Source organism: Pantoea sp. FN0302 (assembly GCF_050113775.1).
Taxonomy (GTDB): domain Bacteria; phylum Pseudomonadota; class Gammaproteobacteria; order Enterobacterales; family Enterobacteriaceae; genus Mixta; species Mixta alhagi.
Genome location: NZ_JBNJSM010000009.1, coordinates 70,946 through 86,782 on the forward strand (window position 1 = coordinate 70,946; position 15,837 = coordinate 86,782).

The window sequence follows — 15,837 nt, forward strand, 5'->3', positions numbered from 1 at the left end:
CTCTATTGAAAAGTATGCCACATACGGAGATACAGCCTTTCGTTTAGCGCCTTAAAGGAAAATAATTTTTATGATTGTCCAGTTAAAGCGTTTATTTACGCAGTCTCTGTTAGTTTGCGCTCTGTTTTTTAGCTTCACAGCAAATGCTGAGCAAGACAACGCTGAGCTATTGGCTGGTAAATGGCAGATAAAAAGAGTTTATGTTAATACGCAGCAAACAATGCGGCCATCTATTATAATGAATGACCCGACGCTGGTTGGCCGTACGTTGATGTTTACCACCAATTATATTACTGGCGAACCGTTACTTAATCATGGCTGTGAGCAGCCTGTATTAAAGGCACAGCCTGAAATCACATTAAATAAGCTTCTGGCCTCGACAATCGGAGCAGAGAGCAGTAAAGATCTATCAAATAATTATTCGTTAAAATTGCAGGGTACTGATAAGGTAACTCCAGTCTTTGTTCAATGCGGGAAAGGCATGCTTGGGCCTAAAGGCGAAGCTACTGATAACTGGTTGGTAAAGCTGGACAAACAAACGATCCTGACTAATTGGGACGATAATACATTACTTGCCTTACAAAAACTGCCAGCCGATGCGCCTGCAGCGCCTTCTTTTAATTGCCAAAAATCGGTAACCACAACTGAAAAGGCCATTTGTGCATCTTTTGATTTAGCCAGTTGGGATCACAGCGTTAATGATGCCTGGCAAATGGCAGTACATCAAATTAAGAACACCGGTGTGGATGTTACAGCTAAATTAGCAGCACTAAAAAATGAGCAGCAGCGATGGCTTATTGAAAGAAACGCCTGTAAGGGCGAGCAAAAGTGTATTAAGCAACAAATGGTGAGGCGCGTAACTGATCTGGTGGAAAGCGCTAAATAAGTATCCGTCAGGAAAAACGGCTCGTCAGCGCTGTTTATATTTGCCTTACAGACGAGCCTGATTCCTTTATTTACAATGAACTTTATTCCAGATATCCAATCGTTATCAGCCATTGAACGATTGAATTATTGCTTATTTAACTTCTTCGTATAAACCCCGCCGGTTTCGCCGAGACCCGCGTGGTTTGTATGCCGAATATCTCAAACGCAGGAAACCGTTATGCGCTTTACGATTATAACGAATAAACCGGGACATCAGCCGCCGCAGAGCAGCTGTGACTTTTTACCGCCCGGCGGCACCATCGGCCGTGGTGTCGATAACAATCTGGTGCTGCCCGATAATGACCGTACCATCTCCCGCCTGCAGGCGATTGTACATATCACCGCCGACGGCGAATGCCGGATCACCAATCGTGGCAACGTGACGCGTGTCGAGCTGAATGATATTCCGCTGGAGCGGGGCCGTCAGGTCGAGTTACAGGATGGCGATATCCTGGGCATTGATGAGTACCGTCTGCTGGTTAACGATCTGAATGCCACTGCTCAGCCTGCAGCACATGTTGCGCCGTTGGTTGCCCGTCCTGCGCCACAGGCACCCGCCCCGCAGGCTCAGCCAACGCCGCCTGCAAAGGCCGCCGATGGCACAGCGGCGATCCCCAGCGAAATCTGGGATAGTCTGGCAAAAGAGTTTTCTATTGCTGACAGTATCTCCACCAGCCGGATAAAACCCGCCGCGCCTGCGGCCGCGGAACATCCATTAACGGCTGTGCAAACAGAAAACCGTAACCCGGAAGATCCGCTGGCGCAGTTTAAAACCAGTGAGCCGCTGAGCCTCGACCGTCGCAGCCAGACGCCAGATGCGCTGTTTAATCAGGATGAACTGTTTAAATCAGACAGCATTTTCAACGACAGCACGCCGACCACGCTTGTTCAGCCTGCCGCTGATAAAGCTGCGCAGCCGCAGGCGAAGCCGGATGAGCTTGATCCGCTGGCGCTGTTTGGCGGCGGCAAGTCCACGCCAGCGCAAATCAACAGCGACGATCCGCTGGGCCTGATGATGGGCAGCGCAGTGCCGTTAGCGCATCCCGATGATGAAATGTCCGGCACGCAGCAGCCTGCAACGGCCGAAACGCATTCAGCAGAGAGCGGAAAGCAGGATCTGATTGGCGATAACGATGACATCGCGCGTTCGCCGCTGTTTGCTGACCAACCGCCTGCCGCCGGGGCCAACCCTGATGCAGCGCCTGCGGAAAACGCGTCCAGCGTTTCTTCCCTGTTTGCCGATGAGCAAACAGCCGCCCGGGATGCCGACTTTAACGACGCGGTAAAAGCCGATGATGACGCGCTCAGCGTCTCGCCACTGTTTGCCGATTTGCCCGCGGATAAGCCAAACAGCATTGAATCTTCACCGTTGTTTAATCAGGCTCCGCCACAGCCGGACGTCCCCGATTATGGCGGTATCACTCTGCCGACGCCGCAGGCGGTTCAGCGCAGCGTTACGCCACCGCCGAAAGGGCGCTTGCGTATCGATCCGGTTGCCAGCAACAGCAACAGTCAGCAGCACAATGCCTCTTCCGGCGGAGAAGCGCTGCAGGGTGAACTGCTGCAGGCGCTGCTGGATGGTATGGGGCTGAATGATATGCAGCCGACGCCGCATTTCGATCGGGAAAATATGCAGCAGCTGGGGCAGATGCTGGGCATGTTTTCGCAGGGAACGGTCGCGCTGTTGTCCTCGCGCTCCATCCTGAAACGCGGTGTAAAAGCGGATATGACCGTTATCCTGGATGATGCCAATAACCCGTTCAAGCTGCTGCCATCCGGTAAAACTGTATTGATGCAGATGTTCGGCAGCCGTATGCCGGGCTTTATGCCGCCGAAACAGGCGGTACGCGATGCGCTGGTGGATCTGCAGGCGCATCAGCTGGGGATGATTGCCGGTATCCGCGCAATTATTGCTGCGATGCTGCAATCCTTTAATCCACAGCAGCTGGAAGAGGAAGCGCGTCAGGAAGGCGTGACTTCGCGCCTTTCGCTGCCCGGCAGCCGTAAGGCGGCGCTGTGGGAGCACTTTAACCGTCGCTATAACGAAACGGCTGGTGAAATTGAAGACGACTTCCATACGCTGTTCGGCGAAGCGTTCCTGCACGCTTACGATATGGAAGTTAACCAGTATAAAGATTCACAGACCGCCTCGGACGAATAATGAATATCACCATTGCCTCAATGTCGAATCAGGGCGCCCGCGAGAGCAATCAGGATCAGACGGGCGACATGATAGGAGAGCGTTCGGCCTGCTTCGTGGTCTGTGACGGCGTCGCTGGTTTTCCCGGCGGCGATCTGGCCGCCAGGCTGGCGCGCAACACCATTATCGACCAGTTCGATGGCGATGCGCATCTGGATGCGCAGCAAATTCGCCAATACATCAATAATGCCAACCGGGCGATCCGTCAGCAGCAGAAAAGCGAGCCTGATTACAGCCGCATGGGCACCACGCTGGTCAGTTTGTTTATCGATCGTGATTATCAGCTGGCTTACTGGGCGCATGCGGGCGACAGCCGCCTTTATCTGTTCCGACGCGGCTACCTGTATCACGTTACCACCGACCACAGCCTGATTCAGCAGATGAAGGATGCCGGACATCAGACGGAAGGCATCAACAGCAACCTGCTCTATTTTGCGCTGGGAATGGGCGACGAAGGGCGCGATGCCAGCTACAGCGATGTCGTGCCGATTGAAGATGGCGATGCGTTTCTGTTGTGTACCGATGGCTTCTGGCACGGCGTGTCGCATCAGCAGATGCAGCAGGCATTGCATATGGTTAATACGCCGGAAGAGTGGTTGACGCTAATGCATCAGGCGCTGAAAAACAGCGAGGAGCAGTCAGACGGCGAGCAGGATAACTACAGCGCGATGGCGGTTTGGGTGGGTTCGCCTCAGGATACTACGCTGCTGCATTCTCTCTCTGAAGCGGCGCAGTTTATTCCGCTTCGCGATTAAATAACTCTCAAGGGACCCTTATGAAATACTGGTTAACCGGCGCGTTAACGCTGTTAATGGCCTCCAGCGCCTGGGCGGATAATTACAATCTTGCCTCTTCACCCTCTAAAAAACTGGACGTATGGATCGATAACGTCAAAAGCCAGGAACCCGCCGACTGGTGCGCGCGCCAGCTGTCGCTACGTATCGTTGCCAAAGGCGATAAATCGCCAGCGGTGCTGGAGGAGTTTCTGCCACAGGTCGGCGCGCTGATACAAACAAAACAGTGCAGCAAGCTGACAACGCTTAACTGGCAGATGGAAGATGCCAGCGGAGCCCTGCTGGCAAAAGGCAGCGCAGCAAAGGCCAGCAACTGGCAGGTAAACGTCACGCCGCCGGAACCGGCTGCGGCAACCCCAACAGCCGCGCCAGCAGAGACAGTGATTAACCCGGAAGATCTTTCTCCTCCGGCAGATACCACACCCTGGCTGCAGTTCAGCCTGCTTGACGGCTGTCATTTTCGTACCTGGTGGCGTGACGGCGATCGCTCCAGCGCGCTGTTTGTGCCAACAAAAGAGGGCGTGAAGTGTGCCGATGATGGCTGGCTGAGCGGGCAGGCGCAGATGACGCGCGTGGGCCATGGCGCAGCGAAAAATATCACCGTCACCTTCCTACAGGGCTTTCCGGTTATCGGTCTGGCAGCAAAAAGCGACAAGCGCGGCCTGCAAATGACCACCGTCAATAACGAGCGCATGGTGCTGACTGACGAACGCTCGCCTCAGAGCTGGCTGATTCTGCCGTGGTCAAATGATTTTAACGGCTGGCAGGCTACCGGCACCGTAGCGGTACAGATGAATCAGGCGGAAGCCAGTGATGAAGGGGCGTTAAAGGCGCGGCTGAACGAAGTACGTAAAGTGTGGGCGCCTTATCTCAGCGATGCGCCTTTAACCATTCAGCTGGTACAAGAGCTGCATCCGCAGCTGAAAGACCCAGCCGCAGGCGCCTGGCGCACCATTAAATAACTCGCAAAAAGGAAGCGCTATGCACTCTTTACAACAACTGCTGGCAGGCGGCTCGCTGGATGATGCGCTGGCGCGCGTTGAAGCGCAAATTAAAGCGGCCCCGGCCAACGCCGATCTGCGTGCAGCTTTTGTCCAGCTGCTGTGCCTGGCAGGTAACTGGACACGGGCGCAAACCCAACTGAAATCCTGGGCGGCGCTGAAACCGCAGGCGCAGCCGACGGTTACGCTGCTGGAACAGGCGATCAAGGGAGAGCAGCAGCGTGCGGCGGTGTTTGCCGGTGAGGCTCAACCGCGTCTGCCAGGCGAAGCTTATCGCTGGGCTGAACAGCTATTCGCCGCGTTGCAGGCGGATATTCAGGGCGAGCGGGCGCAGGCAGATGATTTGCGTAACGGTGCGCTTGAGGCCGCCGCGCTTAATCCAGGCAGCGCGCGGGTGCAGGGCAGTGAGCAGGCAGAGCCTTTCGCCTGGCTGACCGACGGCGATGGCCGACTCGGCCCGGTGTGTGAACTGCTGGTAAGCGGTGGCTATTTCTGGGTGCCCTTTAGCGCCATTGCCGAGATGCGTTTTCAGGCACCTGCCAGCGTTACGGATCTGGTTTGGCGCCATACGCTGGTACGGCTGGTGGATGGCTCTGAGCAGGTTTGCCAGGTACCGGTGCGTTATCCTTTTGCTTCCCAGGCGCAGGACGATCTGCGTCTGGCGCGCGTAACCGAATGGCTGCCGCTGGATGAGGCGCAGCAGCACTATATCGGCCAGGGGCAGAAGGTCTGGCTGAATGATAGCGCTGAGTTTTCCCTGCTGAGCCTGGAGACGCTGACCTTCGTTGCCAGCGACCTGGCCGATGAGTAACTCACGTTCCGGTGATGGCGCTGAGCTGCTGCACAGCGGCTATCGCTTTCGTAAGGATCAATCGACCCTGAACGTGCGCGATAAACTCCAGCCTTCGCTGCTGGATCGCCTGATGGATAATGAACCGGGTAAAAGTCAGGAGTCGGCTAACCAGCGGCTGATCTCGCACAGCACCTTGCGACGGCACGTACTGCGCGATCTGCAGTGGCTGTTTAATACCATTAATAACGAAGCTCAGCATGACCTGGCGCCCTTTAATCAGGTTCGCCGCTCGGTGCTGAATTTTGGCGTCGCGCCGCTGGCCGGGCAGCGTATGTCCGATATCGAATGGCATGATATTCAGCGCAAGCTGACCGAAGCGATTATTAACTTTGAGCCGCGTATCTTGCCGCAGGGTTTGCAGGTGCGCTGCATCTCCGATACCCGCTCGCTCAATCTGCATAACGTGCTGTCGATTGAAATCAAAGGGCGCCTGTGGTGCGTGCCTTATCCGCTGGAATTTCTGTTCCGCACCGACGTGGATCTGGAAAACGGCTATTTTGAGTTAAAAGATGTAGGTTAAGCATGGACAGTAAACTGCTCGAATACTACAACCGTGAGCTGGCGTACCTGCGTGAAATGGGCGCGGAGTTTGCGGAGCGTTATCCGAAAGTGGCCGGACGTCTGGGCATGCGCGGCATTGATGTCGCCGACCCTTACGTAGAGCGCATGATGGAAGGCTTCGCTTTTCTGACCTCGCGCGTCCAGCTAAAAATGGATGCGGAATTTCCGCGCTTTTCGCAGCGTTTACTGGAGATGATTGCCCCGGGCTATCTTGCGCCCACGCCCTCAATGGCGATTGCCGAGCTGCATCCTGACAGTAAAAAGGGCGATATCAATCGCGGTTTTCTGGTGCCGCGCGGCACCATGATGGACAGTCAGCTGCTGAAGAAAAACGGTGTGACCTGCAGCTACACCACGGCACATGACGTTACGCTGTTGCCGCTGAACATCAAACAGGTAGAGCTGGGCGGCGTCCCGGCGGATATTCCGCTGGGTCAAATGGGCCTCAGCCAGCGCGGCGCGGTCAGCGCGCTGCGTATTCGCCTGAGCTGTGAAAGCACCACCACGCTCGATCATATGGATTTCGATCGGCTGGACTTTTTCCTGAGCGGGCCCGATATCGAGGCGTTAAAGTTGCTGGAGCTGCTGATGCAGCATACGGTCGGTATCTTCTGCCAGACCGCAGGCGCCACGCCACGCCGCCATGTATTAAACAACAATGCCTTAACGCAGGAGGGCTTCGCGCCGGATCAGGCGCTGCTGCCGGACGATCTGCGAAATTTTGACGGCTATCGCCTGCTGCAGGAATATTTTGCCTTCCCGGCGCGCTTCCAGTTTATCAGCATCAGTCAGCTGCGCCCGCTGCTGGCGCAGGCTAACGGCGAGCGTGAGTTTGATATTGTGCTGCTGCTTGATAAAGCGGAGCCTACGCTGGAGCGCGTGGTGGACAGCAGTCATCTGGCGCTGCACTGCACGCCGGTTATCAATCTTTTTCCGCGTGTGGCCGAACGGCAGAAACTTAGCGAAAGCAGCCATGAATACCATTTAGTGGTCGATAATATTCGCCCGCTGGATTATGAAGTTTACTCGGTACAGAAACTCTACGGCACGCTGGAAGGCCAGCGTGAAGAGCAAATTTTCCGGCCCTTCTGGAGTACCTACAGCCACGACAGCGGCGACTACGGCGCCTATTTTTCTCTGCGGCGCGAACAGCGCACCCTGTCGGAACATGCGCAGCGTTACGGCGCGCGTACCGGCTATGTGGGTTCGGAAGTTTTCCTGTCGCTGGTGGATGAGCAACATACGCCCTGGCGTGACGAACTGCGTTATGTCACCGCCGAGGTGCTCTGTACCAGCCGTGATTTGCCGCTGATGCTGCTGCAACAGGATCAGCAGGGCTTTAAGCTGCCCGATTCGGTGCCTGCCGCCGGATTAACCATGCGTAAAGGGCCGACGCCGCCGCGTGAACCGCTGGCAGAAGGGCTGGCGGCCTGGCGCTTAATCAGCCATTTGCAGATGAACTATCTCAGCCTGATGGACAGTGATGATGGCGAAGGCGCTGCTGCGCTGCGCCAGATGCTGGCATTGTATGCGAACCTGGCGGAAGCCTCCGTTGCGCGTCAGATTGAAGGTATTCGCCATTGTCAGCTACGGCCGGTTAATCGTCGGGTGCCGGAGCCGGGGCCGATTGTTTTCGCACGCGGCATCGGCATTGAATTAACCGTTGATGAACAGGCATTCTCGGGCAGCAGCCCGTGGCTGTTCGGCAGCGTACTGGAGCGCCTTTTTTCGCGTCTGGTTGCCAGCAACAGCTTTACCGAGATGAGCCTGAACAGCCAGCAGCGTGGCGAGGTGGGTTACTGGCCGCCGCGCATGGGCAAAAGGGCATTGATATGACGAAGCCGGTGCGTATTTTACAGCGCCTGCCGGAAGGGTTCTGGAACGGGCTGATGCAGGCGCCGTGGCGCTACGATCTGTTTCAGATGCTACGACGGATCGATGCGCAGGGTGGCGAGAAATATCCGCTGGGACGCGCGCCGCTGCCGCGTCACGAGCCGCTGCGTATCGGACAGACGCCTTCTCTGGCTTTTGCGCCTTCGACGCTTGCAGCGGTTAGCGCGCGTAAAGATAGCGAGCTGCATGAGGTTTCGATCCTGAGTTTTGGCCTGTTTGGTCCTAACGGGCCTTTGCCGATTCATATGACGGAGCATGCGCGAGAGCGTCTTTATCATCATCAGGATCCCAGCCTGACCGCCTTTGCCGATCTGTTTCACCATCGCCTGACGCTGCTGTTTTATCGCGCATGGGCTGATGCGCAGCCCACGGTATCGCTCGATCGCGCGGATGGACAGCGTTTCGACAGTTACCTTGCCAGCCTGATCGGCATGGGTCAGCCCGCGCAGCGCAAGAAAGGCTCTTTAAGCGAGCATGCCCGTCTAATGCTGGCGGGCCACCTAAGCCGCCACACGCGTGATGCGGAAGGGCTGGAAAAAATTTTGCGGCATTACTTTGGCGTGCCGGTGCGCATCGAACAAAATCTGCCGCAGTGGCTGGCGCTGGATAAGCGCGAACGTGCCCGACTGGGTGCAGGGCGCCAGATGTCACGGCTTGGCGAATCCGCTTTTTTAGGCGTGGCGGTGCGTGACGTGCAGCATAAGCTGCGCATCGAAATTGGTCCATTGTCGCTGGCGCGTTATCAGCAGTTTTTACCCGGCGAGAGACATGCGGAAGAGCTGCGCGACTGGGTACGCCAGTATCTGGGCATTGAGTATGTCTGGGAAGTGCGTCTGCTACTGGCAAGCGATGAGGTGCCAGGCATGGTACTCGGCAGCGAAGGACGTCTCGGTTACAGCGCCTGGCTCGGTAAACAGCCGATTCCCCAGCCGCGCGGCGATTTAACCTTCAGCCCGGAGGGGTAAAAAATTTATTTATAATTCATTCAAGGAGACGATATGAAAAACCATGAAAAAATGGATATTTTAAATAAAAAAGAAATAGAGTTAACTGACTATGCAAATAGTGTTGCGCTACAGCATTTATATAATTTTGATGTGAGGCATGATTTTTTACAGGAAATTATGGTTTTGATATCAAAAATTAGAGAGGAAGTTAGAATAAACTGCCTGTCGATTAATGGGGCTATAAAATATCTTGATGACGAAGTTAATCTTCTAAAAGCTCAGTGCGAAAAGTTAAGGTTAGAAAAAATAAATCAATACGTACTGATTGAAAAAGAATCCTTGGGTAAAAAGGTTAATCTTATTATTAAACAGATTGGTTTTGTTAGCGGCGGGACGCAAGTTTTCTCTGGGATTGGAGTCTGTGCCGCTTCCTTTGGGATGTCTTGTGCTGCTTTCGGTGCTCCACTTATTACCCATGGTATGAATAATATTTACGAAAATGGATACTGGCTAATTTTCAGGAGAAATAAAACAGGTTATACACGTTTATTCTATCATCAGTTGGCAAACAGATTAGGATACAGCGAAGGGGCTGCTGATAATGCCTATGCGTTAGTGGATATTGGCGTTTCAGCCTATGGATTAGGACGAATGGTGCTCAGACAAGATAGTTATCGTCTTTTTCGACATATTAATTCTGATTATATTCGAGGCTGGCAAGAAATGGGTGCAATTCCTTTAGCCGTTGAAATAACAGGAGATATTACAACCTTGTCGGGAATGCGTATTATTAAAGGGAAATGACATGGCATATGACAGTGTAATAATCGACCAGCCCCAGGACTGGGTTTTGATTTTTTATATGGCGCTTTCTTTTATTTTAATGTTGATTTTATTAATATTAAAAAGAAAGGATGCGTATCCTAATGCTATCTGTAAATTATTGGGGTTTATAATTATTTTTACCTTGGGTGGAATTCAATATCTTGTTTTAAAGTTTGGCCTTTCCCCGTTATATGACTTTGTTGGTTCAATGCCAAAGGATAATTTGTTTGTGCGAATATGTGCATTGATATTTATGTTGTTTTATTTTTACTGCCTTCCTTTTAAAAGGGTAAGATAGCGTAATCTTTTTTTCGAAAAATTAAATATTATCCGGGGTTCATGCAAAAATATATCGCTTATCAGTGGATTAATAGCTCTTTTGATAATCGATTTTCTAATCTCAGATTTTACTCTCATTTTAGACCCTTAACTTATCCGTCAGAGATCATCATGTCAGAAATCAGCCGCGCCGTACTGTTCGGCAAACTGGACACGCTATTATTTACTTCGCTGGAGAGCGCGACGGCCTTTTGTAAGCTGCGCGGCAACCCGTATGTTGAACTGGTTCACTGGCTGCATCAGCTGATGCAGCATCAGGATGGCGATCTGCAGCAGCTGATCCGCTATTTTTCTCTTGATGAAGAAGCGCTGACGCGCGATATCGTTGCGGCGTTGGATCGCCTGCCGCGCGGAGCCAGCGCGGTTTCTGATCTCTCAGAGCATATCGACAGTGCCGTTGAGCGCGCCTGGGTTTACGGCTCGCTGAAATTTGGCGTGACCCGGATCCGTGGCGGCCACCTGCTGATTGGCATGCTAAAAACCTTTAACCTCGCCAACGTACTGAAAAGCATTTCGCCGCAGTTCAGCCGCCTGAGCGCCGATCTGCTGATGGAGCAGTTCAAGGCGATTTTTGCCAACAGTAAAGAGGCGCAGCAGGCGGCCGCGCAGCCGGAAAGTCCACTGGCAGCACCGCAGCAGCAAGGAACGCTGGCGCAGTATGCGCAGGACCTGACAGCACGTGCGCGTGAAGGCAAAATCGATCCGGTTGCCGGTCGTGATGAAGAGATCCGGCAGATGGTGGATATTCTGATGCGCCGTCGGCAGAACAATCCATTGCTGACCGGCGAAGCAGGCGTGGGTAAAACAGCGGTGGTAGAAGGGCTGGCGTTGCGCATTGCCGCAGGTGACGTGCCGCCGCCGCTGCGTGATGTGCAGCTGTGGCTGCTGGATATGGGCATGCTGCAGGCGGGTGCCGGTATGAAGGGCGAATTTGAGGCGCGTCTGCAGGCGCTGATTAATGAAGTGCAGTCCAGCCCAACGCCGATTGTGTTGTTTATTGACGAAATTCATACGCTGGTGGGCGCTGGTGGGCAGCAGGGCACTGGCGATGCCGCCAACCTGTTAAAACCGGCGCTGGCGCGCGGCCAACTGCGCACTATCGGCGCGACCACCTGGGCAGAATACAAAAAATATATTGAGAAAGATCCGGCGCTGACCCGGCGTTTCCAGACGGTGCAGGTTCACGAACCCGACGAAGAAAAAGCGCTGCTCATGCTGCGCAGCACGGTGAGCACGCTGGAAAAGCATCATCATGTGCTGCTGCTGGATGAAGCGGTCAGCGCGGCGGTGAAGCTTTCTCATCGCTATATTCCTGCGCGTCAGCTGCCGGATAAAGCGGTGGCGCTGCTGGATACCGCCTGCGCTCGCGTTGCCGTTAGCCAGGGCGCACAGCCGCCGCAGCTTGAGGATTGTCTGCATCGCATCGCCGCGCTGGAGATTGAACGTGAAATCGCTGAGCGCGAAGCCCGGCTTTCATCCGGGGTTAGCGAGCGGATCGTCCAGTTAGATGCTCAGCTGGCGACGCTGACTCAGGAACGCGATGCGCTGATGTCACGCTGGCAGCAGGAGCGTGAGCTGGTGGAGGCGATCATTGCTCTGCGCGCGCGGCTGTATAGCGAACAGGCTGATGACCTGGCGGCGCTACAGCAGCAGCTGGCGGAAAAACAGCAGGCGCTCAGCACGCTACAGGGCGAAGCGCCTCTGCTGTTCGCGGCGGTTGATGCCAACGTGGTGGCGGCGGTGGTTTCCGACTGGACCGGCATTCCGCTGGGGCGGATGGTCAAAAATGAGATCGATACGGTGCTGAACCTGGCCGATACGCTCAGCGAGCGGGTGATTGGCCAGCATCATGGCCTGGAGCTGATCGCTAAACGTGTACGTACCTCGCGCGCGCGGCTGGACGATCCAAATAAACCGGTCGGCGTTTTTATGTTGTGCGGCCCTTCCGGCGTCGGCAAAACCGAAACGGCGCTGGCGCTGGCTGAATCCCTGTACGGCGGCGAGCAGAACATTATCACCATCAATATGAGCGAGTTTCAGGAAGCGCACACCGTCTCCACCCTGAAAGGCGCACCTCCGGGCTATGTTGGTTATGGTGAAGGCGGCGTGCTGACGGAAGCGGTGAGACGTCGCCCTTACAGCGTGGTACTGCTGGATGAAATTGAAAAAGCGCATCCGGACGTGCATGAGATCTTCTTCCAGGTATTTGATAAGGGCTGGATGGAGGATGGCGAAGGGCGTCATATCGATTTTCGCAACACCATTATTATTCTGACCTCTAATGTCGGCACACAGCTTATCAGCGCCATGTGCGCCGATCCTGAGCTGATGCCGGAGCCGGAAGCGCTCTCCACTGCGCTGCGTGGCCCGCTGCTGGACGTCTTTCCACCGGCTCTGCTTGGTCGTTTGCTGGTTGTGCCTTACTATCCGTTAAGCGATACAATGCTGGCCGAGATTGTTCGCCTGCAGCTAAAACGCATCCAGCGTCGTCTTGAAGAAAATCACGGTATCATCTCGCAAATCGATGAGAGCGTGATCAGCCAGATTGTCCAGCGTTGCACCGAAGTGGAATCGGGCGGACGCATGGTCGATGCCATCCTGACCAATACGCTGCTGCCGCAAATGAGCCAGATTCTGCTCACGGCCAGCGCACATGATCAGCGCTACCGTCACCTGCGCGTCAGTTTTGACCAGGGTGAGTTTCAGTGTCAGTTCGAGGCGTAAGCTTTAGCTATCAGAGAGTTGTCCAACATGGCAGAACACGATAACAACCGGACGGTGCCAAACGCATTGCCGATTGGGTACCGTTTTAATGAGTTTGAAATTAGGGAAGTAATTGGCGGCGGCGGTTTCGGCATTGTTTATCGTGCCTGGGATCATCAGCTTGAGCGCACCATTGCGATTAAAGAGTTTATGCCTTCCTCGCTGGCGGTACGCAGCGATGACCTTAATCTGGTGCTGCGCAGCGAACGCTTTAGCAAAACGTTCCATGCCGGGCTGAACAGCTTTATTCAGGAAGCACGGCTGCTGGCGCGTTTTAACCATCCGAACCTGTTGCACGTTTTGCGCTTCTGGGTGCAAAACGATACTGCCTATATGGGAACGGTATTTTACAGCGGCACCACGCTGTCGCGCCTGGCCGCTCAACGCCCTGAGCTGGTGAATGAAACCTGGATCCGTCGCTTACTGCCGCCGCTGTTTGGCGCTATCAACACCATCCATCAGGAAGGTTATCTGCATCGCGATATTTCACTGGATAATATTCAGATCCAGGAAAATATGATGCCGGTCCTGCTGGATTTTGGTTCGGCACGCCAGACCATCGGCAATCTCTCTGACGAGACTGAAACCATGCTGCGGCCCGGCTTTGCGCCGATTGAGCAGTACAGCGACAATAATGAAAGCGAGCAGGGGCCCTGGACCGATATCTATGCGCTGGGTGCAGTGCTGCATACGCTGATTGTCGGCGCGCCGCCGCCGGTTAGTGTGGTGCGCAGTATTGAGGATAACTACCAGCCGCTGGCCGAACAGCGCCCGGCCGGGTTCTCACTGCCGCTGCTGCACGCGATTGATAAAGCCTTGTCGCTGAAGCCGGAAGATCGTCCGCAGTCGATTGATGCTTTTGCCGCGCTAATGGAGCTGACGGTTTCCGATCTGAACGACATTCTGAATGTTAATCTTGAAGGGCCTGGCACTATGCTGGTGCCGGTAGAGCCGGAAGCGCCAGCGCCTGTGGCTACGTCGCCGCTGAAACGCTATATGTGGCCAGGGCTGGCAGCGGCAGGTGTGTTGGTCGGCATTGCCGTTGGCGCGATGATCGCCGGTAGCGGCGATGATACGCCGACCACCGCGACGGCACAGCCGCACAGCGCGGAGTCGGCTTCTGCTGTCAGCACGCCAGTGCAAACGGCGACCAACAGCGCGCCAGCAGACACGCCGCCGCAGCCTGCGGCGCAACCGGCAACGCCGCCGCCTGCGCCGGAGCCGATTGCTCAGGTTTATATTAAACTGCGGCTGGGCGACGATGTGGCGTTAAATGGCAATCAGCAGGCGCTGGTGCCGTCACCCAACGGCTTTGCCTCGCTTCAGCTGCCGCCAGGGGAATATACATTTACCGTGACCAATCAGGGTACATCGCGTGAACAGAAAATTACCGTGGATCGTGCAGGCGTCTGGTTGATTAATCCGCAAAGCTAAGGTAATAAAGAGTGGTCCTCTTTTTTAAGATGGCCACTTATTCCCCGGAAAAATAATTACAGGAAAGGAAATGGCAAATAATCCATGGCGCCTGTTAATCACCATAACGCTGGCGCTTTTTATTAGTGCATGTGATCAATCCTCTGATAACCCTCAAAACTCAGCTGCATCTGCTGCACAAACTCAAATTAACGATAAGTTCACCGCGTTTATTAAAGCGGCAAACAGTGAAAACAGCGTTAATTTTTACTCTTTGCCTGAGGCTCTGTATCACTATCAACAGGAGAGTAAGCCACAGCTGACAGCCAATGTGCCGCTGACAGCTTATACCGTGATCAATCCATCAATATTTCACAATATCAATGAGTGGCTGGATAAGGGCTTAAGCCTGCCGGGCCCGCTACCGCAGCTGGACAGCGCGGCGCAGGCTTATCAGGCCAGTATCAATAAGCTGCTTCCTCTCAGCGAAAAACTATACGATTATCAAAAAAATAAAGGCTGGTTAACGGATAATGGCGAGCTGGCACGGCGCAGTGATGCTGAATATGTCGATGCCTTTAACGCGCTGCTGACGCAGCGGAACGCTTTTTTAAAAGCCATTTCTGCTGCCAATAGCGAGCGGATAAAAATTGCCTACGAGAACTCACCCGCAGATAGCGTAGAGCATTATCGCAACGGCATCGTTTATCTTTCACGTCAGGCGCTGCGTGATTTAACAGAAGACAGAACGCCTGCTGAAGATAAAATCCTTAACAAGGAAGTTGAGACGTTAGAGCAACTTTCCGCGGGCTGGAATAAATTAATTCAACAGCGGGATGAGCAAGACTGTAAAAGTATTATCGATACGGCTAACGATTACATTTCTGTATTGCATGCCGCCATAAATCAACAGGCGCATGGCGAAGAGGTCATTCAAGAGAATATTATTTTGCCCTTTAACGCGCTGGTACATGCATTAAATAGCCATCGTAGCTGTTAATAAATTGATTTCTTACGGCCTCTTTCTGAGGCCGCATTCCTGAAACAAACCCATTTCCTTATTATCACCGCCCGCATCCGCGGGCCCGCTGAGCACGGAACTCACCTATGTCTGAACGTATCACCGCACGGCTCCCGCAGGAGGGGCTGCTTTTCTGGAAGCTGGAGGGGCGCGAGGCGCTGTCGCACCCCTTTGAACTCACCGTCACGCTGCTGGGCCCCGACGCCCGCGCCGACCGCCACGCGCTGCTGGGCCAGCCGCTGACGCTGGACATCCCCACCGGGCGCTTTCTGGCGGGCACGCGGCACCTCAACGGCAAAA

General features: G+C 54.3%; 12 protein-coding genes and 1 pseudogene. All 13 read left to right on the forward strand.

Annotation, left to right across the window (positions count from 1 at the left end; genetic code table 11):
• The first annotated feature begins 70 nt into the window (after nt 1–70).
• Entirely contained in the window at nt 71–886 is an 816-nt protein-coding gene (locus ACQE32_RS19385) for a lysozyme inhibitor LprI family protein (RefSeq protein ID WP_427022280.1), read from the forward strand.
• Nucleotides 887–1,105: 219 nt separating this feature from the next.
• The gene (tagH, locus tag ACQE32_RS19390; RefSeq protein ID WP_427022281.1) at nt 1,106–3,088 is read left to right on the forward strand and encodes a type VI secretion system-associated FHA domain protein TagH; all 1,983 of its coding nucleotides are present in this window, start codon (nt 1,106–1,108) and stop codon (nt 3,086–3,088) included.
• Nucleotides 3,088–3,882: a PP2C family protein-serine/threonine phosphatase gene (locus ACQE32_RS19395; RefSeq protein ID WP_426975134.1), complete on the forward strand. Its 795-nt coding sequence runs from the start codon at nt 3,088–3,090 to the stop codon at nt 3,880–3,882. The genes tagH and ACQE32_RS19395 overlap by 1 nt, the downstream gene beginning before the upstream one ends.
• Before the next feature lie 20 nt (nt 3,883–3,902).
• Entirely contained in the window at nt 3,903–4,883 is a 981-nt protein-coding gene (locus tag ACQE32_RS19400; protein ID WP_426982273.1) for a hypothetical protein, read from the forward strand.
• Nucleotides 4,884–4,902: 19 nt separating this feature from the next.
• A complete protein-coding gene (locus ACQE32_RS19405; RefSeq protein ID WP_427022282.1) occupies nt 4,903–5,733 on the forward strand; it encodes a type VI secretion system accessory protein TagJ in 831 nt (276 codons plus the stop codon).
• On the forward strand, nt 5,726–6,295 hold the full coding sequence (gene tssE / locus ACQE32_RS19410; protein WP_250651743.1) for a type VI secretion system baseplate subunit TssE: 570 nt from the start codon (nt 5,726–5,728) through the stop codon (nt 6,293–6,295). The genes ACQE32_RS19405 and tssE overlap by 8 nt, the downstream gene beginning before the upstream one ends.
• A gap of 2 nt (nt 6,296–6,297) precedes the next feature.
• Entirely contained in the window at nt 6,298–8,172 is a 1,875-nt protein-coding gene (gene tssF, locus ACQE32_RS19415; RefSeq protein ID WP_427022283.1) for a type VI secretion system baseplate subunit TssF, read from the forward strand.
• On the forward strand, nt 8,169–9,194 hold the full coding sequence (gene tssG / locus ACQE32_RS19420) for a type VI secretion system baseplate subunit TssG (protein WP_427022284.1): 1,026 nt from the start codon (nt 8,169–8,171) through the stop codon (nt 9,192–9,194). Before tssF ends, tssG begins: the two co-directional genes overlap by 4 nt.
• 33 nt (nt 9,195–9,227) lie before the next feature.
• Entirely contained in the window at nt 9,228–9,980 is a 753-nt protein-coding gene (locus ACQE32_RS19425) for a DUF4225 domain-containing protein (protein ID WP_427022285.1), read from the forward strand.
• Nucleotides 9,981–10,451: 471 nt separating this feature from the next.
• Nucleotides 10,452–13,064, forward strand: a complete 2,613-nt coding sequence (gene tssH, locus ACQE32_RS19430; protein ID WP_427022286.1) for a type VI secretion system ATPase TssH — start codon at nt 10,452–10,454, stop codon at nt 13,062–13,064.
• 27 nt (nt 13,065–13,091) lie between these two features.
• Nucleotides 13,092–14,537 carry a serine/threonine protein kinase gene (locus ACQE32_RS19435; RefSeq protein ID WP_426982268.1) on the forward strand — a complete coding sequence of 482 codons (1,446 nt, stop codon included), beginning with the start codon at nt 13,092–13,094 and terminating at the stop codon, nt 14,535–14,537.
• A 70-nt stretch (nt 14,538–14,607) separates the two neighbouring features.
• Nucleotides 14,608–15,516: a DUF3829 domain-containing protein gene (locus ACQE32_RS19440; protein WP_426975126.1), complete on the forward strand. Its 909-nt coding sequence runs from the start codon at nt 14,608–14,610 to the stop codon at nt 15,514–15,516.
• Nucleotides 15,517–15,623: 107 nt separating this feature from the next.
• Nucleotides 15,624–15,837 (forward strand): annotated as a pseudogene (locus ACQE32_RS19445) (type VI secretion system Vgr family protein); the annotation flags it as partial.